Annotated in this window: 18 protein-coding genes; 3 read left to right on the forward strand and 15 right to left on the reverse strand. The window is 30.2% G+C overall.

Annotation, left to right across the window (positions count from 1 at the left end; translation table 11 throughout):
* The 6 genes from BMY86_RS05210 to gldB all read right to left on the reverse strand — a co-directional run bounded on the left by BMY86_RS05210 (position 1) and on the right by gldB (position 6,513).
* Positions 1-1,407 (reverse strand): TolC family protein, encoded by a 1,407-nt coding sequence (locus BMY86_RS05210; protein ID WP_245745605.1) that lies wholly within the window; start codon positions 1,405-1,407, stop codon positions 1-3.
* Positions 1,391-2,746: an HlyD family secretion protein gene (locus BMY86_RS05215; protein ID WP_091466099.1), complete on the reverse strand. Its 1,356-nt coding sequence runs from the start codon at positions 2,744-2,746 to the stop codon at positions 1,391-1,393. The genes BMY86_RS05210 and BMY86_RS05215 overlap by 17 nt, the downstream gene beginning before the upstream one ends.
* A gap of 2 nt (positions 2,747-2,748) precedes the next feature.
* Positions 2,749-4,407: a peptidase domain-containing ABC transporter gene (locus BMY86_RS05220; protein ID WP_091466101.1), complete on the reverse strand. Its 1,659-nt coding sequence runs from the start codon at positions 4,405-4,407 to the stop codon at positions 2,749-2,751.
* Between the two features lie 3 nt (positions 4,408-4,410).
* On the reverse strand, positions 4,411-5,085 hold the full coding sequence (locus BMY86_RS05225) for a TetR/AcrR family transcriptional regulator (protein WP_091466103.1): 675 nt from the start codon (positions 5,083-5,085) through the stop codon (positions 4,411-4,413).
* Positions 5,086-5,215: 130 nt separating this feature from the next.
* Positions 5,216-5,545 carry a gliding motility protein GldC gene (gene gldC / locus BMY86_RS05230; protein WP_091466105.1) on the reverse strand — a complete coding sequence of 110 codons (330 nt, stop codon included), beginning with the start codon at positions 5,543-5,545 and terminating at the stop codon, positions 5,216-5,218.
* Positions 5,545-6,513: a gliding motility lipoprotein GldB gene (gene gldB / locus BMY86_RS05235; protein ID WP_091466107.1), complete on the reverse strand. Its 969-nt coding sequence runs from the start codon at positions 6,511-6,513 to the stop codon at positions 5,545-5,547. Before gldB ends, gldC begins: the two co-directional genes overlap by 1 nt.
* Before the next feature lie 79 nt (positions 6,514-6,592).
* Here gldB and nadE point away from each other — a divergent pair, with 79 nt between their 5' ends.
* Entirely contained in the window at positions 6,593-7,405 is an 813-nt protein-coding gene (nadE, locus tag BMY86_RS05240; RefSeq protein ID WP_091466110.1) for an NAD(+) synthase, read from the forward strand.
* Positions 7,406-7,482: 77 nt separating this feature from the next.
* Positions 7,483-8,112: a response regulator transcription factor gene (locus BMY86_RS05245; protein WP_091466112.1), complete on the forward strand. Its 630-nt coding sequence runs from the start codon at positions 7,483-7,485 to the stop codon at positions 8,110-8,112.
* A gap of 76 nt (positions 8,113-8,188) precedes the next feature.
* Here the strand turns inward: BMY86_RS05245 and dnaG are convergent, their stop codons facing one another.
* The 6 genes from dnaG to rlmN all read right to left on the reverse strand — a co-directional run bounded on the left by dnaG (position 8,189) and on the right by rlmN (position 14,971).
* Positions 8,189-10,168 (reverse strand): DNA primase, encoded by a 1,980-nt coding sequence (gene dnaG / locus BMY86_RS05250; RefSeq protein WP_091466860.1) that lies wholly within the window; start codon positions 10,166-10,168, stop codon positions 8,189-8,191.
* Between the two features lie 124 nt (positions 10,169-10,292).
* Positions 10,293-11,324, reverse strand: a complete 1,032-nt coding sequence (locus BMY86_RS05255; RefSeq protein ID WP_091466115.1) for a porin family protein — start codon at positions 11,322-11,324, stop codon at positions 10,293-10,295.
* A gap of 25 nt (positions 11,325-11,349) precedes the next feature.
* On the reverse strand, positions 11,350-12,045 hold the full coding sequence (locus tag BMY86_RS05260; RefSeq protein ID WP_091466118.1) for a hypothetical protein: 696 nt from the start codon (positions 12,043-12,045) through the stop codon (positions 11,350-11,352).
* Positions 12,032-12,604 carry an RNA polymerase sigma factor gene (locus tag BMY86_RS05265; protein WP_091466120.1) on the reverse strand — a complete coding sequence of 191 codons (573 nt, stop codon included), beginning with the start codon at positions 12,602-12,604 and terminating at the stop codon, positions 12,032-12,034. Before BMY86_RS05265 ends, BMY86_RS05260 begins: the two co-directional genes overlap by 14 nt.
* Positions 12,605-12,914: 310 nt before the next feature.
* Positions 12,915-13,895, reverse strand: a complete 981-nt coding sequence (locus BMY86_RS05270) for a polyprenyl synthetase family protein (RefSeq protein ID WP_091466123.1) — start codon at positions 13,893-13,895, stop codon at positions 12,915-12,917.
* Between the two features lie 35 nt (positions 13,896-13,930).
* Positions 13,931-14,971 (reverse strand): dual-specificity RNA methyltransferase RlmN, encoded by a 1,041-nt coding sequence (gene rlmN, locus BMY86_RS05275; protein ID WP_091466125.1) that lies wholly within the window; start codon positions 14,969-14,971, stop codon positions 13,931-13,933.
* Positions 14,972-15,065: 94 nt separating this feature from the next.
* Between rlmN and BMY86_RS05280 the strand changes: the two genes are divergently transcribed.
* A complete protein-coding gene (locus BMY86_RS05280) occupies positions 15,066-15,707 on the forward strand; it encodes an O-methyltransferase (protein ID WP_091466128.1) in 642 nt (213 codons plus the stop codon).
* On the opposite strand, the gene BMY86_RS05285 is transcribed toward BMY86_RS05280, so the two are convergent.
* The 3 genes from BMY86_RS05285 to BMY86_RS05295 all read right to left on the reverse strand — a co-directional run bounded on the left by BMY86_RS05285 (position 15,691) and on the right by BMY86_RS05295 (position 18,989).
* A complete protein-coding gene (locus BMY86_RS05285) occupies positions 15,691-16,266 on the reverse strand; it encodes a phosphatase PAP2 family protein (protein WP_091466131.1) in 576 nt (191 codons plus the stop codon). The genes BMY86_RS05280 and BMY86_RS05285 overlap by 17 nt on opposite strands.
* Complete coding sequence (locus BMY86_RS05290; RefSeq protein WP_091466133.1) at positions 16,266-16,598, reverse strand: Sec-independent protein translocase subunit TatA/TatB; 333 nt, start codon at positions 16,596-16,598, stop codon at positions 16,266-16,268. The genes BMY86_RS05285 and BMY86_RS05290 overlap by 1 nt, the downstream gene beginning before the upstream one ends.
* Positions 16,599-16,718: 120 nt before the next feature.
* A complete protein-coding gene (locus BMY86_RS05295) occupies positions 16,719-18,989 on the reverse strand; it encodes a M1 family metallopeptidase (RefSeq protein WP_091466136.1) in 2,271 nt (756 codons plus the stop codon).
* Positions 18,990-18,998 lie beyond the last annotated feature (9 nt).

Below are 18,998 nucleotides of genomic sequence, written 5' to 3' on the forward strand. Positions count from 1 at the left end.
TTAATTTGGATTCGCAATCGTTTTATATAAATCTACATTCGAAATAAAGAATTTATTTTCAATTGAAATTTTTGATAATTGTGCTAAAACTAAATTGTTTTCTCTGGTGTTAATTAGAAATAATGAACTTTCTCCCATTTCAAAAAGTCTTTCTTCAGAGTTTAACAAAGTCGTGTTGTCATTTACTAATTCTGAAATAATAGTTCCTTGTTTTTTTAAGGAAATCAATTCAGCTTTTTGAGAAGCGATTTTATTATTTATTTGTTCTTTTTCAAAACTAATGGCAAATTTTTCCGATTCGATTTTTTGTTTGGTTAGTTTTAAACTTCCTCTTTCTTTTCTTAAGAATAAAGGGAATGCAAAATTTACTCCCAATTTATAATTTTGAAATTGAAACTCTTGAAATTGATTAGGCGTATTGATGTAATTATATCCTATGTCTATTTTTGGTAATAATTGATTTGATTTCAGTTTCCTATCAATCTCTAACATGTTTATTTTATAATTGATTGCATTTATTTTGGGATGATTTTCAATTGAAAAATCTACTAAATTTAGTTCGTCCGTTTTTAAATAATCTTGAATGTTTGAAAATAATTTTTCTTCAGGAAACATTTGTTCTTCCAATTCAATAGGAATGGAATTAGTAGTCCATAAATAATTAGACAATTCTAAACGCGATTTCGTTAATTTCAAAAGAGCATCTTCTTTATTTAATAATCTGTTTTTAAATGTGATGCCAGCTTCAACGCTATCAATTGCGGCTTTGTCGCCTTGTTCTACTAACGTTCTAATGCCTTTAAATCGTATTTCTGCATTTTTTAAATAAGTTTCATATAATTTAAATTCATCATAAGATTTTTTCCAATTAAAATAAGCGATTGATGCCGAATGCAAAACCTGAATAGCTTGTAAATTTCTTTCAGCATTACTCAAATTAATATTGATTTTTGCCTTTTTTAAATCGGCCATTCTTTGATTAATCAGAAAACCTTGTAAAACAGGAACAGAAATTCCAGCATAAGTCAAACCGTCTGTTGGTGTTGAATTTTGAGGATTTACATATAAACCATCTGTAGATTCAAAGCCACCTTTTACTTCAATTCCGTACCAAGTTGGAATTTTAAATCCACCATTAAATAAAGAATAATACGTTTTATCATTAAATTCTTTATTGCTAAAATCGGCTTCAATTTTCGGATCGAATGCACCACGAGCCATCAATAAATTAGCTTGTGCATCTGAAATTTTCAAATCGGCAATTTTAACTAATGGGTGGAACTTTTTAACCATTCCTAAATATTCATTAAACGACAATTCGTTGTTCGTTTGTTGTGCGCTTACTGCATTTATAAATAAGAATAGGATAAAAATGTAAGTCTTTAAAATACTATTTTTCAACATCATCTTTTTTCTTTTCTTTATCAGATTTATAATAATTTGGAGGGAAACCGTTTAAAGTTCTCCAGATTTCAAACCAGATTGGTACATTATCTAATAATGCCATTGTTTGTGCGCCCGATCCAATACTCAATTGTTTTGGCCATTTTTGTTCTTTCGGATCCGGAGCAATTAATACTCTGTATTTACCATTTTCTGAAATGAAATTTTCAATGGCTACAACTCTTCCGCCAAAAGTTCCGTATGATAAATCGGGCCATCCTGAGAATACAATTGTTGGCCATCCATCAAACCATACTCTAACTTTTTCTCCTTTTTGAATTAAAGGAAAATCATTTGGAGAAATGAATGTTTCAACAGCAATATCGTATTGAGCAGGCATGATGCTCACAATTGGAGTTCCTTCCTTTATGTTTTCACCAATACCTGATTTTAAAGCTCTGTTTACATAACCGCTTTGTGGCGCTTTTATGTAATACATTCCATTTCTAATTTTGTAATTGTTGTATTGATTTTGCAGTTTATTTACTTGTGCTTTAGTGTCGTATTTGCTGCTTTCTGCGGTATATTGATCACTTTGAGCTTTCGATAATTTTTCAGAATATTCTGCATTAATTCTGCTTATTTCAACACGAGCATTTATTAATTCATTTTCACTGCTTAGCAATTTGTTTTCTTGAGTAATTAATTTTGCTTCAATTTCTTGTAATTTCAAACGCTTTTCTTCCACATCCGTTAAGGGTTTTAAACCTTCTTTATTTAATTGAACCGAACGTTTAAATTGTGTATTAGCGATTTTGATTTGCGTTTTAATGGCTTCTAAATCCATACTGTCACTTTTTATTTTTAAAAGTGTTTGTCGGATTTTGTTTTTAGCTTGTTTTGATTTTAAATCTCTTTCATTGTTTATTGCATTCATTTGTGAACCAAGTGCTGTGACTTTTCCTTCATAAGAATTTACCGCATTTTCCTTAGCTAACATTTGATTTTTAGTATTTTCAACTAAATTCGGGTCTAAGTAATCTTCTTTTATTTCTGAAATGAATAAAATAGTATCGCCTTCTTCTACATAATCCCCTTCATTAACATACCATTTTTCAATTCTTCCTGAAATTAAAGATTGTATCGTTTGCGGTCTTTGGTCTGGTTTTAGAGTTGTTACTGCTCCCGAACCAGAAATATTTTGTGTCCAAGGAAGAAATAAAAATAGTATTACTACAACAATAAAAGCCAACAAAATTTTATTTAAAACCTTGTAATGATTCGTTTTATATAATTTTTGAATAGTGCTGAATTTTTCTAATTTCTCACTATTTATTCGATTGTTATTTGAAACATTTAACATAATTATTTATTTAAAATGTTACTAATTTTTCCTTTTTCCATTGTAATAATTCGGTTGCTATTATTACTAAATTCTTTATTGTTAGAAGTAACAATTACAGTCCATTTTTGATTTGGATCCATTAGAAATGCAATTATTTCTTTGGCTGTTTGTTGATCCATTTTATCAGTAGGATTTTCTAAAAACAGAATTCTAGGTTTGTTTAAAATACAACGCGCTAATAGTATCTTTTGGATATTAGAAGAAGAAAGTTGTTTGCCGTCTGGAATAATTGGTGTTTGTAAGCCTTCAGGTAATGTTTTTATGAAATTAGTAAGTTTTAAATTGTCTAAAGCCCACTTAATATCTTCATTTGAAATATTCGGATTGTTGTAGGTTAAATTTTCAAATATGGTTCCTTCGAACAATGTTTCATCTTGTAAAATACTGCCAAAATGTGTTCTGTATTGATTGATGTCCATTTTGTTAAAAGTGTCGTCATTAATGATGAAATGACCTTGTGTTGGTTGAATTAACCCTGTTAAAATTCTAAATAAAGTGGTTTTACCAGCACCGTTATCACCTTCAATTGTAATTTTTTCACCTTGAGCAATTTTTAGATTAATATCATCTAAAACATATACTTTATCATCTGAAAATTTAAAACTTACATTTTCAAGTTCTAAAGAAAGATTGATGGTGCAATTTGTTTGAATAGTATTTGATTCTGGTTCAATTTCTAAATCAGTTACTTGTCCAATTTTTTCAACAGAAGTTAATACATCATAAAAAGTTTCTAATCCTAAAATTATTTTTTCAACTGAATTAATCACTAATAAAATGATGATTTCAGCGGCAACGAATTGACCAATATTCATTTGCTGATTTAAAACTAAAAACCCTCCAATTAATAATAAACTGGCAGTAATAATTATTTTAAAAGTAATCAATTGTAAAAATTGTCTCTTAATTACTTTAAAATGTTGTTCTCTATAATTGATGTAATCATTAACTAATTTATTGTTTTTGTCTAGAGCAAAATCTAATTGATTTGGATTTTTAAAACTAAAAGAGTTTTTAGATAATTCTTGTAACCAACCTGCAACTTTGTATTTAAATTTCGATTCTTTTAAACTGGTTTTCAATCCAGAATCATACGAAAATTTAAAAATCATATACAATAAAAGCGTTAATAATATTCCAAAAATGATAAAGAACGGATGATATAAGGAAAGCAAGATTATTCCAAATAAAATTTGAAGTAAAGCTGCAGAAAAATCCGTTAGTAATTTTGAAGTACCTTTTTGAATTGATAAGGTATCAAAAAAACGATTGGCAATATCTGATGAATGCTTGTTGTAGGTAGCATTAAATTTTAATTTCGGAATACGATATGAAAATTCAAATGCCGAACGAATGAATATTTTTTGTTGTAAATTTTCCGTTATTCGTAATTGCATAACCGATAAAATTCCAACAAATGCTACGCCAAGAACTACAAGTATTACTAATACAACCCAAGAAACACTTGCTCTTCCAGCTTGTATGAAATTAATAATGGCTTGAATTCCTAGAGGCAAAGATAAACTGATAATTCCCGCAAAAATGGCGTAAGAAATTATTTGAAAAATATCTTTTTTGTCTAATCGTAATAAGTTAAAATATCTTTTTAATGGTGACATACTTTATTGTTTTAAAAGATTTTCTATTAAATGAATGTAAAAGGAAGACGGATTAACTTCATCGTTACAATTCGTAATAGTTTTTAAATGGTTTTTTAAGAAATGCTGATGCAGCGATCCTTCAATTATAGATGATACTAAACTTTTCGCAAACGGATAATCTGGGTTTACATCGTTAATCATTTTTTCAATTCTATAATTAACTTGTTTGTAGATTAAGAAAAACCCTTCTTTGTTTTCTTTGTCAACATGTTTAGTATGAAGCATTTTTGCAAATTCTTCAATAATGATTTTATTTAAAATAGATTCGTTAACATGTTCTGTAGAATGATCATCATGAATAGTTCCTGTTACAATGCTTATTGCTTTTTTTAGTTTTTCTAATTTGTTTTCAATATTAGCAGTTGAAAATACCAATCGATATTCCATCCAAGCCCAATACCAAGAAGATAAGTATACTAAAAGTTTATGTTTATTTTCAAAATACCTATAAATGGAACTTTCGTTAGAGCCAATTTTTTCGCCTAACTTTTTAAATGTAAATTCTTCAAAGCCAATTTCATCAATGAGAATAATACTTTGCTGTATTATTTTCTTTCCTAAAACCGAGGTTTCAGGGTCTTTTACATAGATTTTTGGATTTACTTGAATTTTAATATTTGTAATATAACCATCCATAATTAATAATTTATAGCGCAAATATAATAGTAATACTATTACGTTATAATAGTTTAACTTTTATTTAATAATTGTCCATAAAAAAAACCATCAATTTTGATGGTTTTTTAATTTATAAATTCGGAGAAATTTATTTTTTTAATTCTAATTTTTCTGCAAAATAATCGCAAAAATCAGTCATGGTTGCGGCCATTTTTTCGTCACCAGTTGCACGTTGAAAAGTATCTGTCATGGCTACTAATGTTTGATGGAAAAATATTTTCATTTCATCAACAGGCATGTCTTTTGTCCATAAATCGATACGTAACGTTTCTTTGGTATTTGCATCCCAAATGGATAATAATACGGTTTTTGCTTCTTCGTTATTTACGCCACCATCTTCAGCTGTCCATAGTAATTTTTCTGGAACATTATTTTGGTCTAATTCTATATTGATTTTTATTTCAGATGATTTATTCATTATTTCTTTGGTTTGTATTTTGAATTGTTAAAGATTATTATTGGTTCTGTTTTTAATAATTGGTCTACAGTTACATCGTTATTTTCCATATAACTTTTTACAATTTGCCAACCTACCCATTGTCCAACTCTTCCAGGTGATTCTCTGTCAATTTCAGGTCGCCCGAAGTTCGTAAATGGACCGTCTTCAATAAAACGTTGATTGTTTTTTAGATTGCTTTCGTATAATAGTTTTTCTTCGATGAAATACGCCCAAATTTGTGCTTCATTTTCTTCACACCATTTGTATTTTATTTCAGAAAATCCAATTTTTTGATAGTTTGGTACCTCTGGAATTAATAGGTCTTTTAAGTATTGTAATTTACCATAATAAATCATTTCACTAATAAGTGTTTTGTCTTGTGAAGGCAAAATTTTTCTATAAGCGAAATTAGTTACTAAGTCGGGCAAAATTTGGTTTGGTTCTAAGTTTGCTTTTTGGTATTCTGAGAATTCACCATAAAACTTATAATCTTTTCCTAAATAAGCATCTAATGAAATAATAATTTCATCATTTGTGTAAAATGCTTTTTTGTCAATGGTAATTTCATTGATGATAGTAAATACTCTCGGTGTTTTTTCTTCTGGAAAATAATATTTCACACGAGAAACTAAATTTTCAATATCATTCTCTAATTTAGAAAGATCGTTAAATTTTTTTTGAACGTCTTTGTTTAAGTCGATAAATGCAGGTTCTTTCGATTTGTTAATCCAAAATTCACTTGTATATTCTTCTCTTTCAGGAAGAAATTTCGGGTATTTTCTTTTTAATTCAACAAGTTTTTGTTCGTCGACATTTAAAAATTCTTTATCAAAGCGCTCAATATTTAAATCTACCGACTTCTTCACGTCTGCTACTTCGATAGCATCATTTTTTTTGCATTGTATAAAGAAACAACCTGAAATAAGTAAAAAGATTAATTTTTTCATCGTATGAAATTTACTATTTTTATCAAAAATTATTGAACTGCAAATATATAATTATATAGCTAAAGTATTTATTAAAATTATGTCAAATAAAACCGTTTTAAATTTAGAAGGAATAAACAATCATATTGTAAATTGGTTGAAAACGTATGCAGAAAATTCTGGTGTAAAAGGATTTGTTATTGGAATATCAGGAGGAATTGATAGTGCATTAACATCAACGTTGTGTGCCCAAACAGGTTTTCCGGTTTTATGTGTTGAAATGCCAATTCATCAAGCGCAAAGTCATGTTAATAGAGCCAATGAGCATATTGATCAATTAAAAAAACGTTTTCCAAATGTTTTTAACGATAGAATTGATTTAACACCAAGTTTTGAAACCTTTAAAAATAACGTGCCAACTTGTGAGAATGAGAAAGCTTTACATTTAACTTTAGCAAATACTCGAGCTCGTTTACGCATGACGGCTTTGTATTATATGGCAGGAATTCATGGTTTTTTAGTTGCTGGAACAGGAAATAAAGTGGAAGATTTTGGAGTAGGGTTTTATACGAAATATGGAGATGGTGGAGTAGATGTGAGTCCGATAGCCGATTTAATGAAAAGTGAAGTGCGAGAATTGGCGCGATTTGTTGGAGTTCCTGAAAGTATTTTAGTGGCTAAGCCAACTGATGGATTATTTGGCGATGATCGAAGTGATGAAGATCAATTAGGTGCTAATTATGACGAATTAGAATGGGCTATGTTAGAAGCGGAAAAAGGTAGTAAAATAGAAAATTTTGAAGGTAGACAAGCCGAAGTTTTTGCTATTTTTTCTCGATTAAATAGGATAAATCAGCATAAAATGCAACCGATTCCTGTATGTAAAATTCCAAAAGAATTAAAAATCAGATAAATACATTCTGTTTTTTTGAAATATTTTTCCTAAATTTGTGTAATAAAATTATTGCTAACATTTTAAAAAGGATACAGATGATTACAGTTTGTTTAGCAGATAATTCCCCTGTAGTACACTTGGGAGTTCAGACTTATTTTAATAATAATTCTACTATAAAAGTAAAATACGGTGTTACTAATTTTGCTGATTTGGAACGTAAACTAGCAGCAGATTTAGTAGATTGTGTTATTATAGATGTAGAATTAGAAGGTTTAAATAGTATTTTAAAAATTAAAACATTACTTCAAGAATATCCAGACTTAAAGGTAATTTTCTTTACAAATGTTTCAGATACTATGTATGCACCACCTGCCATTAAAGCGGGCGTTAAAGCTTATGTTTCTAAGAATGTTATATTGCCTGAATTGGAAAATACAATTACTAGAGTAAGTAATGGTGATTTGATATTTAGTTCTGAAGTGAAAAAAGCCATCGAAATATTAAACAAAACCAAAAAATCGGAGCGTTTATATAAAAAGCTATCGACAAGAGAAATCGAGGTTTTACGTTATTTTAGTGAAGGAAGAAAAAATAAAGAAGTGGCTAAGATTTTAGATTTAGATGAAAAAACCATCAGTACATATAAATTGCGTTTATTGCAGAAATTAAGCGTAACCAATTTATTGGATTTAATAAATAAGGCTAAACAGTTAGAGATAATATAATTGTTTTATTAAGTTGTTTTTAATTTTGTCATTTCGAATAGTTGTTGTTTTAACCTATTCGAAATGGCAATTTTTTTTAAAAACGAACCAAAACGCGACCTAAATTTTTAGCAATTACGTTTCTTAAAGTAGTTAAATCTTTACTTGTTGATAAAATTTCAGAGTTATCTACAGTTACATCTGGAGAAAGATTTTTCATGTTTTCAGCAATCATTTTATCTATCAATAAAAAGCGATACGATAATATAGTTTCGGAAACATTTTGTTCAAGTGTTAAATCTTTATCGTCCACAACAATTTTACGTAAATGCCATTTGTGAAGCGTATCGCGTTCTTCCAACATTAAAATAGAAGTGATTTTATCTGTAATTTCAGGTGTTGTTTGTGAAATGTATTTATCAATTTCAAATTCTAAATTTTGATTGTAATAATTGATAATATCTTGATAAATATTTCTAAAAATGGGATTCGATAATTCAATTTCATCTTCTTGCAACGCCAAATAAATTTTTTCGTAAATTTTATAGGTGTTGTTTTCTTTTACTTCAACCAATTCGCCATTTTCATCTTCCACCTGAAAAATATCCGTAAAGGTTTCCGTTTTCAATCCGTTAACCAATAAAATTTCAATAATTTTTTGTTCAAAAATATATTGCGTATCAATTTTTTCAGGTTTTAATTGCTCGTTATTTTTTACAACTTCAAAAGCCTTTTTTTCTTCTACGAATTTTTTATTCGCATCCGAAATATCTTTTTTAAGTAATTGTGCTAACGTATTGTACAAAACTTCTTCCGAAATATCCATAATACGAGAACATTCTTTAATGTATACTTCACGTTTAATGGTATCCGAAATTTTAGAAATACTAATTACCATATCTCTAATTAATTCGGCTTTTTTTATCGGATCGTTATTGGCTTCTTTAACTAATAAATCGGCTTTAAACTGTATGAAATCTTTCGAATTTTCGTCTAAATATTTTTTTAAATCATCATATGAATTGTTTTTCGCAAAACTATCAGGATCTTCACCATCTGGGAAAGAACAAACTTTTACGTTCATTCCAGCTTCCAGAATTAAATCGATTCCACGAATAGAAGCGCGTAAACCAGCCGCATCTCCATCAAAAAGAACCGTCATGTTATTGGTTAAACGACTTACCAAACGAATTTGGTCTGGTGTTAAAGCCGTTCCTGAAGAAGCAACTACGTTTTCAATACCACTTTGATTAAATTGAATGACATCGGTATATCCTTCCACCAAATAACAATTGTCTAATTTGGCAATCGATTGTTTGGCTTGAAAAATTCCGTATAAAACTTTACTTTTATGATAAATTTCACTTTCAGGTGAATTTAAATATTTTGCGGCTTTTTTGTCGTTGGTTAAAATTCTTCCACCAAAACCTAAAACACGACCGCTCATGCTATGAATTGGGAACATCACGCGACCTTTAAATCGATCGAATGTTTTTCCGTCTTCTTGTTTTACGATGGTTAACCCGGTTTTTTCTAAGTATTCTAATTTGTAGGCTTTACCTAAGGCTTCTTTAGTGAAAGCATCCCAAGAATCGGGTGAATAACCTAATTGAAATTTTTCAATAGTGTCTTTTGTAAAACCACGTTCTTTAAAATAGGATAAACCAATAGCTTGACCCTCATCCGTATTCAACATCGTTTTGTGAAAATAATCTCGAGCAAATTCCGAAACCAAATACATGCTTTCTTTTTCGTTGGCTTGTTCGATATCTTCGTTAGTTACAACGGTTTCTTCTACTTCAATTCCGTATTTATTGGCCAAATATTTAATGGCTTCCGGATACGTAAAATGTTCGTGTTCCATTAAGAATGTGACGGCATTACCACCTTTTCCTGATGAGAAATCTTTCCAAATTTGTTTCACAGGAGAAACCATAAACGAAGGCGACTTTTCGTTCACAAACGGGGAAAGTCCTTTCATATTACTTCCGGAGCGTTTTAACTGTACGAAATCGCCAATGACTTCCTCTACACGAGCTTGGTCAAATACTTTTTCTATGGTTTCTTTTGAGATCAATGTTGAAAATTTGGTAATTGCTGGTAAAAATACAATATTAAAAAACATAAAAAAAACCTACAAGAAAAATCCTGTAGGTTTTGAAAAAAGCATTTTATATATAACTCAAATGTAATTCTGTTTTTTAGTTCCAATCAAAACGAATACCTAATGAAATATTGTTTTGGTCGATTGGATTGTTTTTGAAAATTGGGTTTAAATCGTATTTCAAGTAAAGAGAAGTTTGTTTGTAACCAATATAAGTACTTAATCCGTAAGTAAAATCGTTTACGTTAAAATCTCCTTTTTGTCTTTCTGTAATTTTATAACCATCTTGACGGTATGCAATAAATTGTTTAGAGTTTGTATTTACACCCACAAATCCACCGATTCCGAAACGAGCACCTCTATGTGATTTGAAAATTTTATTTTCACCGTCCATTTTTGTTTTAGAAAAATCAAATTCTAAATGCATTGGTACTACAAAATATACGTTTTTAAAATACGTTCTATTAGGTCTTAAATCTGTGAAAAAAGGCACTAAAACAGTTTGGTTGTCCACATCAGCTAAAACTCTGTTTTCACTAGCTTGTAACATGTTGTATTGAAATCCTAATCCATATTTAAAATGCATTAAATTTGAATTTTTAGATAAACGCGTGTTCCAAGTAATTCCCCATTCAAAAAAGCTAGAACGGTTGTATTTGAATTCCGAATTGGCAACTGCACCATCAGTAACTAAATTGTTATAACCAACTGCAAAAACAAATTGACTTGTAGTTCTGTTTTCAGATTTTAAAGAATCTTTTTTTGCTCCAATTGAAATTTTCATTTTGTTTTTAATGCTGTCATTTGTTACTTCAACATCAACTTTTCCATGAACTAAATCTCTTATTAATGCTTCTTGTTCAGCTACTCTTGTTTCAATATTAGCTGCGTGTTTTTCTGCAGCAGCTGTTTTTAAAGCAGCCGCATCTTCTTTAGTTATTTTGTTTTCTTCAACTTGTTTTTCAATGGCAGATATTTCCAGTTTTAAAGCTTGCTTTTCTTCTTCAGAAATAGATTTAATTTTTGTTGAAATTTCTTTTACTTTTTGTTCGAAAGTTTTTGTTTGTGCGTGTACTTGTGTGCAAGTAGCTAGTAACGCTAAACTTAGGTATAAAATAATTTTTTGCATGATTTCTAAATTTTAAAATTGTTGTTTAATTATAGTTTCTGTTTACGACTGCCGATTTGGCTTGTTTGAATTTACTTAATGCTTTTTCTTTAAACGATTGATTGAGCTCTGATTCAACCGAAGAAAGTAAGTCATTTGAATTCACTTTTATTGATGATTTATAAGGATTTACAACTTCTTTATCTTTTTTCTGACCTTGCGCTTCGGCCAATAAAGTTTCTGGAGTTACATAATTATAATTTGGTTTTTGATTTATTTGTTCTTGTTGTGTTGCTTTGTTTTCTTTTTCTACAACTGCTAAATAAGTGTCTAATTTAGATTTGTGGATCGAATTGTCATTTACTTTAGGTACTACTTTTGTTTTTGTGTTTGAAGTTTTAGGTGTAGCTATTGCTAATTCGTTTACTTCGTTATTTGAAATACTGATTTCGTTATTTTCTGTAATTTCAACTTCGTTTGAAGGTGTTTCTTTAGTTGTTACCACTTCATTTTGTGGAAGTGAAATTTCAGGTTTTTGATTTTGTTGAAAAAAAACATATCCAATTCCTGTAAATACAAGAAATGTTGCAGCCATATTTAACCAAAAGAATTTTTTTGGTTGTTTTTTTTCTTCAGCTACTGTTAGCATAGCGTCTAATCTATCCCAAGCTTGTGAAGAGGGTTCAATTTTTCTGGAATTGAATTTCTCTTGTACGTTTTTATCGAAATTATTTAGTGCCATTGTTCTTATTTTTTAATTCTGTGATTTGGGTTTGCAACATTTTTCTTGCGTGAGAAAGTTGCGATTTTGATGTGCCTTCTGAAATATTTAATAATTCTGCAATTTCATTGTGTTTGTATCCATCAACAACATATAAGTTGAAAATCATTTTATATCCTTCGGGTAAATTGTCTATTAATAATTGTATGTCGTCAATAGAAAAATCACCTTCAATTTCATAATTTGCTTCTTCTTCAGAATACGTTACATCGTCAATATTAGCATGATTAAAACTGTTTTTCTTAACTCTTAAATAATCGATGCATTCGTGTATCATTATTCTTTTAATCCAACCTTCGAAACTGCCTTTGTGTTCAAATTTTTTCAGATTGGTAAACATTTTCATAAAACCTGAAATCATCACATCTTCCGCATGGTGAATGTCTTTAATATATTGTCGACACACACTTAACATTTTAGGAGAAAATTTGGTGTACAATTGATGTTGCGCCTGACGATTGTTGTTTATCGCTTCTGCAATCAAATGTTTTTCTTCTTGATGTAATGGAATTACTTTCATGTTTTTTTACAATTCTATATTCTAAATTGGCTTATATTTTAAAAGACGATTATTGTTTTAAAATGGTTGCATTGGTTAATGTGTCAATTTTCAATTAGCAATGTGCCGATTAAATCTTCTATTAGTATAGACGATTTTGTAATTAAAAAGGTTGCATTGGTTAATGTGTCAATTTTCAATTAGTCAATATGCGATTGAACCATCTACTATCATAGACGATTTTGTTTTTTAAATGGTTGTATTAGACAATTTGTTTTTTGTACTCTTTTAGTAATTGGCTAATTGGCACATTGAAAAATTGGCTAATTAATTATATCTTTCTTTCAATTACGTAATTGACCATTAAGATTAAAGAATCTTTGTAAGTAGAAGGAGGGAAGTTTTGAATTAATAACAATGCTTCTTGTTGAAATTCAATCATTTTTTGTTCGGCATAAGTTAATCCACCATTGTTTTTTACAAAGTTGATGACTTCCTTAACGCGTTTTTTGTCTTTATTATGATTTTTTATCGAATTAATAACCCAACTTTTTTCTTTTGGAGAACAATTGTTCAACGTATGAATTAAAGGCAAGGTCATTTTTTGTTCTTTAATATCAATACCAGTTGGTTTACCGATGGCATCATCTGTATAATCAAATAAGTCGTCTTTAATTTGAAAAGCCATTCCGATTAACTCGCCAAATTTTCGCATTTTTTCAATTACTTCTTTATCATCTGGAGCAACTGCACAAGCACCTAAAGAACAACACGCCGCAATTAAAGTAGCTGTTTTTTGTCGGATAATTTCGTAATAAACATCTTCAGTAATATCTAATCTACGTGCTTTTTCAATTTGTAATAATTCACCTTCGCTCATTTCACGAACGGCAACAGAAATTATTTTAAGTAAATCGAAATCGTTATTATCTATAGAAAGAAGTAATCCTTTTGAAAGTAGAAAATCGCCTACTAGAACCGCAATTTTGTTTTTCCAAAGTGCATTGATGGAGAAAAAACCACGACGTTTGTTACTATCATCTACTACATCATCATGAACCAACGTTGCTGTGTGAATTAGTTCAATTACCGAAGCACCACGATAGGTTCTATCATTTACTGTTCCGCCAGAAACCATTTTAGCGGTTAAGAAAACAAACATTGGTCGCATTTGTTTTCCTTTTCGGTTAACGATGTAATGGGTAATTCGGTTTAAAAGAGCCACTTTAGAAGACATAGCCAATTGAAACTTCTTTTCGAAAAGTTCCATTTCAAAGGCAATCGGTTCTTTTATTTTTTCGGTGATTTTCATTCGATAACAAAAGTAGCTAATTTCAAGTTAATTTACTAACTCTTATTCGCTAATTGTCCGCAAGCGGCATCAATGTCTTTTCCGCGACTTCTTCTTACTTTTACCACAATATTGTTTTTCTCTAAAGCAGAAATATAATTGTTTATCGCTTGTTCGCTGGCTTGTTGGAAATTTCCATCATCAATAGCGTTGTATTCAATTAAATTGACTTTACAAGGTACATATTTGCAGAATTTCACTAATGCATCAATGGAAGCTTTATCGTCGTTAATGCCTTTCCAAACTACATATTCGTAAGTGATTTTGCTTTTGGTTTTTTTATACCAGTATTCCAACGCTTCTTTTAATTCGGGTAACGGGAAACTTTTGGTGAAAGGCATGATTTCATTTCGAGTTGCTTCAATAGCAGAATGTAAGGAAACGGCTAATTTGAATTTCACTTCATCATCCGCCATTTTTTTTATCATTTTTGAAACGCCAGAAGTTGAAACCGTAATACGTTTTGGCGACATACCTAATCCTTCATTAGAAGTAATCATGTCTATGGCTTTCATAACGTTTGGGTAATTCATCAACGGTTCTCCCATTCCCATGAAAACGATGTTGGAAAGCGGTCGGTCGTAATACAATCGACTTTCATTATCAATTGCTACAACCTGATCGTAAATTTCACCAGGTGTTAGGTTTCGCATACGTTTCAATCGAGCGGTAGCACAAAAATTACAATCCAAACTACAACCAACCTGACTAGATACACAAGCAGTTGTTCTAGTATTTGTTGGAATTAAAACCGATTCTACAATTAAGTCGTCGTGTAAACGAACCGCATTTTTTACCGTTCCGTCTTCACTGCGTTGCATCGTATCAACTTTTATGTGGTTGATTACAAAATTAGCTTCTAACATGGCACGAGTTTCCTTTGAAATATTGGTCATATTTTCAAAAGTATGTGCGCCTTTGTTCCATAACCATTCGTAAATTTGATTACCACGAAATGCTTTGTCTCCGTTTGCTACGAAAAAATCTCTTAATTGCTCTTTGGTTAAAGCACGTATGTCTTTTTTATCTGCTTGCATGGTGCAAAAATAGTGAATTTAGAATTTAGAATTCAGAAATCTGATTATAGAAAAAATTGAATTTGTACTTTTGTAGTTCGAAAATCAAATTATTATGCATTTCATATCTGATAAATTAGAACAATACGTTGCCGATCATTCACAATTAGAACCAGAATTATTGGTTAAATTGAGTAAAGAAACACACCAAAAAGTGTTGCAACCAAGAATGTTAAGCGGCCATTTTCAAGGAAGAGTGTTGAGTATGTTGTCTAAAATTATCAATCCGAAACACATATTAGAAATAGGAACGTACACAGGTTATGCAGCATTGTGTTTAGCAGAAGGATTGCAAAAAGACGGAACGTTAGATACGATTGATATTAATGAAGAATTAGAAGAAATTCAGCAAAAATATTTTGAGTTGTCTGAATATTCAGAGCAAATTTTCCAACACATTGGCGATGCTATTGAAATTATTCCAACCTTAAATAAAAAGTTTGATTTGGTTTTTATCGATGCAGATAAAGAAAATTACATTAATTATTTTCATTTGATTGTTCCGATGATGAACAAAGGCGGAATTATTTTATCGGATAATGTATTGTGGAGCGGAAAAGTTTTACAAGAAGTAAAGCATAACGATAAAACAACTCCAATTTTACTTGAATATAATAAAATTATAAATGAAGATCCTCGAGTAGAAACAGTTTTATTGCCTATTCGTGATGGGTTAACAGTTACTCGTGTGTTGTAACTTTTAAAAAGGTTTGAATAAATTTTACATATAATTTGTAAAACAAAATCCCAACTAAACTTCCAAAAAGATATCCAGTTAGAATATCCAAAGGAAAGTGTAAGCCAAGGTAAATTCGGCTATACGCGAAAATTAATGGATATAAAAAAAGTAAAAAAGTATACTTGTAATATTTTCGTAAAATTAAGAAAATAAACATCATGGCTGCTGTTGAATTAGCAGCGTGTCCAGAAAAATAACTGAATGTTAAGCTTTCTTTTACAATTCTGATTTGATCTTTAATTTCTAAGTCGTTACATGGTCGTAAACGTTCTACGCTATTTTTAACTAAGTTGGTTACTTGGTCTGAAAAAGTAATCATTAATGCAATGAAAACTAATGTAATTAGAAATTGTTTGGGAGTAACTTTTTTATATAAAATGTAAGCAACCAATAAGAAAAAAGGAATCCAATTCAATTGATTGGTAATTAATTTCCAAATTGGATCAAAAGGTTCAGAACCCAAATTGTTTAAAAAAACGAAAAGACTTTTATCTAAATCAATAATTTTTTCCAACATTACATTTGACGTTTTATTGGTCCAGATAAGTTTTCAAATTCTTCTTTAATTTCTTCTACAGGATTTTGTAATTCCACAGGATTAATCGCTTGATTCATGCTTTCTTTAGCACTAGCAATCTCTTCAGAAATACCGCCAGTTAAGCTTTTCATATCTAAACCACTTTCTTCAGCACCTTTTTGAATTTCGTGCTTAATTTCATTGGTAGCGTTTTTTAATTGCGCCATACCTTTACCTAATGTTCTGGCAATTTCAGGGATTTTGTCAGAACCAAAAAGCATTAAAATCACAATTAAAATAAAAAAAAGCTCGCCGCCGCCTATACCAAACATAATTTGTAAAATTTGAATTGCAAAGTTAATAAAAGTTAGAAGTTAGATGTTAGAAGTTAGAAGTTTTTTAACAAAAAAGTGCAATCCTAACGAATTGCACTTTAATAGTTTGTTGTGAAATTATTTCTTTTCTAAAGTATCGAATTTATCAGCTGCTGCTGCTTTAGGCCAAATATTATTTGTGGTGTCAATATCAGCAGTTTCTAGTTTTGGATCTAATTGAATTTTTACTACTTTTTTCTCTGTTGCAAAAACACGTTTAGCAGTAACATTGTTTCTTCTCCAAATTTGAACAGGGAATTTGTGTGTTTCTTTAGTTCCGTCTTCAAATTCTAATTCAGCGATAATTGGCATCATCATACCGCCTGGTTTTTCAAATTCTACTTCGTAAAAATACTTCGGATTTTTAAGCGCTGCTTTTTCTTCACTAGTATAATTTTTATTTAAGAAATCGTTTAAAACTTGAATTTTCTCTTTTTCTAAAGCATTTTTTGATTCTGGTTTTAATTCTGCAGATTCTTCAGGAACTAAATAAATCATCGGACCTGCATCAGCAATTTTTCTACCTCTTCTGTTAAATGTTTCTTTAACTTCTTTAGTTGGGTTTTCTGTAACATAATATTGAGCTACATTTTTAATTCCTAAATCAACATAATCTGTTGAGTAGAACCAACCTTTCCAAAACCAATCTAAATCTACAGCAGATGCATCTTCCATAGTTCTAAAGAAATCTTCTGGAGTTGGGTGTTTAAATTTCCAACGATTTGCATACGTTTTAAACGCATGATCAAATAATTCGTGACCCATAATTGTTTCACGTAAGATGTTTAATCCAGTAGCTGGTTTTCCGTAAGCATTTGCACCAAAATTATAAACCACATCACCGTTACTCATAATTGGTTCTAAAAATTGTTGATTTCCTTTCATGTAAGGTACAATTAAACGAGCTGGACCTCTATCTACTGGGAAGTTTTTGTCGAATTCTACTTCTGTTAAATATTCTAAGAAAGTATTTAAACCTTCGTCCATCCAAGTCCATTGTCTTTCATCTGAATTTACAATCATCGGGAAGAAATTATGTCCAACTTCATGAATAATTACTCCTAACATTCCATATTTTACACGGTCGCTAATTCTTCCGTTTTCATCTGGTCTTCCGTAATTCCAACAAATCATTGGATATTCCATTCCTTGGTCTTCAGCTGAAACGGATACCGCTTTTGGATAAGGATAATCAAAGGTATATTTTGAATATGTTTTTAAAGTATGAGCAACAGCTTTTGTTGATAAATCACCCCAAAGTGGATTGGCCTCTTTTGGATAGATAGAAACTGCCATTGGTTTTTTATTTCCAACTTGAACAGCCATTGCGTCTATGATAAATTTTCTAGATGTAGAAAACCCGAAATCTCTAACATTTTCAGCTTTAAATTTCCAAGTTTTTTTAGCTGTTGAAAATCCTTTTTCTGAAGCTTCTGCTTCTTGTTGTGTTACAATAACCACTGGTTTGTCAAAAGTGTTTTCTGCTAATTCCCATCTTTTAACTTGTTCAGCAGTAAATACTTCATTTCTATTTTGTAAACTTCCTGTAGCTTCCATTACGTGGTCTGCAGGAACTGTAATGCTAACATCGTAATTTCCGAATGTTAAAGCGAATTCACTTCTTCCCCAAAACTGCATGTTTTGCCATCCTTCAACATCGCTATACACACACATTCTTGGGTAAAACTGTGCCATTACATATAATTTGTTCCCGTCAGGAAATAACTCGTAACCAGAACGACCATTTTTAGCAGTTCCCATGTAATTTACAATATTGTACCACCATTTGATTGAGAAAACTAATTTTTCTCCTTTTTTTAAGGGTTGAGGTAAATCGATACGCATCATAGTTTGATTGATGGTATATTTCATATTGTTCCCTTTGGCATCTTTTACATATTCTAAATTGAATCCACCTTCGAAAGGTTTTTCCATATAGTTTTGAGCGAAATTTGCTGGAGATGCTGCTCCTGGAATACTTTGATTGTCAATTAGAGTTGTTGCACCATTTGGTTTTTCGATATTTTGATCCAATTGAACCCAAATGTATTCTAATGATTCCGGAGAATTATTATAATACGTTATCGTTTCATTACCATTTAAACGAGAAAGTTTGTCGTCTAATTCAACGTTAATTTTATAATCAGCACGTTGTTGATAATAAGCTGGTCCTGGAGCTCCAGAAGCAGTTCTAAACATGTTAGGTGTAGCCATTTCGCTATACATTTGACTAAATTTGTTAACGTCATAATGTCCACCTTCTCTTTTAATTTCATCTTTCTTAATTTCTTGTGCATAATTTGTTGCAGAAGTAAGAGATAAAAATATAAATGGAATTAACTTTTTCATAATTAGCTT

It is taken from the genome of Flavobacterium urocaniciphilum (genome assembly GCF_900110615.1).
Lineage (GTDB): Bacteria > Bacteroidota > Bacteroidia > Flavobacteriales > Flavobacteriaceae > Flavobacterium > Flavobacterium urocaniciphilum.

Coding starts and splice junctions, on each gene's coding strand:
- nadE (WP_091466110.1), top strand. CDS start 6,593: ATGTCAAATAAAACCGTTTTAAATTTAGAAGGAATAAACAATCATATT.
- BMY86_RS05290 (WP_091466133.1), bottom strand. CDS start 16,598: ATGTTTGGTATAGGCGGCGGCGAGCTTTTTTTTATTTTAATTGTGATT.
- gldB (WP_091466107.1), bottom strand. CDS start 6,513: ATGAAAAAATTAATCTTTTTACTTATTTCAGGTTGTTTCTTTATACAA.
- BMY86_RS05280 (WP_091466128.1), top strand. CDS start 15,066: ATGCATTTCATATCTGATAAATTAGAACAATACGTTGCCGATCATTCA.
- BMY86_RS05255 (WP_091466115.1), bottom strand. CDS start 11,324: ATGCAAAAAATTATTTTATACCTAAGTTTAGCGTTACTAGCTACTTGC.
- BMY86_RS05265 (WP_091466120.1), bottom strand. CDS start 12,604: ATGAAAGTAATTCCATTACATCAAGAAGAAAAACATTTGATTGCAGAA.
- BMY86_RS05270 (WP_091466123.1), bottom strand. CDS start 13,895: ATGAAAATCACCGAAAAAATAAAAGAACCGATTGCCTTTGAAATGGAA.
- BMY86_RS05210 (WP_245745605.1), bottom strand. CDS start 1,407: ATGATGTTGAAAAATAGTATTTTAAAGACTTACATTTTTATCCTATTC.
- BMY86_RS05295 (WP_091466136.1), bottom strand. CDS start 18,989: ATGAAAAAGTTAATTCCATTTATATTTTTATCTCTTACTTCTGCAACA.
- BMY86_RS05245 (WP_091466112.1), top strand. CDS start 7,483: ATGATTACAGTTTGTTTAGCAGATAATTCCCCTGTAGTACACTTGGGA.
- rlmN (WP_091466125.1), bottom strand. CDS start 14,971: ATGCAAGCAGATAAAAAAGACATACGTGCTTTAACCAAAGAGCAATTA.
- BMY86_RS05285 (WP_091466131.1), bottom strand. CDS start 16,266: ATGTTGGAAAAAATTATTGATTTAGATAAAAGTCTTTTCGTTTTTTTA.
- BMY86_RS05260 (WP_091466118.1), bottom strand. CDS start 12,045: ATGGCACTAAATAATTTCGATAAAAACGTACAAGAGAAATTCAATTCC.
- BMY86_RS05220 (WP_091466101.1), bottom strand. CDS start 4,407: ATGTCACCATTAAAAAGATATTTTAACTTATTACGATTAGACAAAAAA.
- BMY86_RS05225 (WP_091466103.1), bottom strand. CDS start 5,085: ATGGATGGTTATATTACAAATATTAAAATTCAAGTAAATCCAAAAATC.
- BMY86_RS05215 (WP_091466099.1), bottom strand. CDS start 2,746: ATGTTAAATGTTTCAAATAACAATCGAATAAATAGTGAGAAATTAGAA.
- gldC (WP_091466105.1), bottom strand. CDS start 5,545: ATGAATAAATCATCTGAAATAAAAATCAATATAGAATTAGACCAAAAT.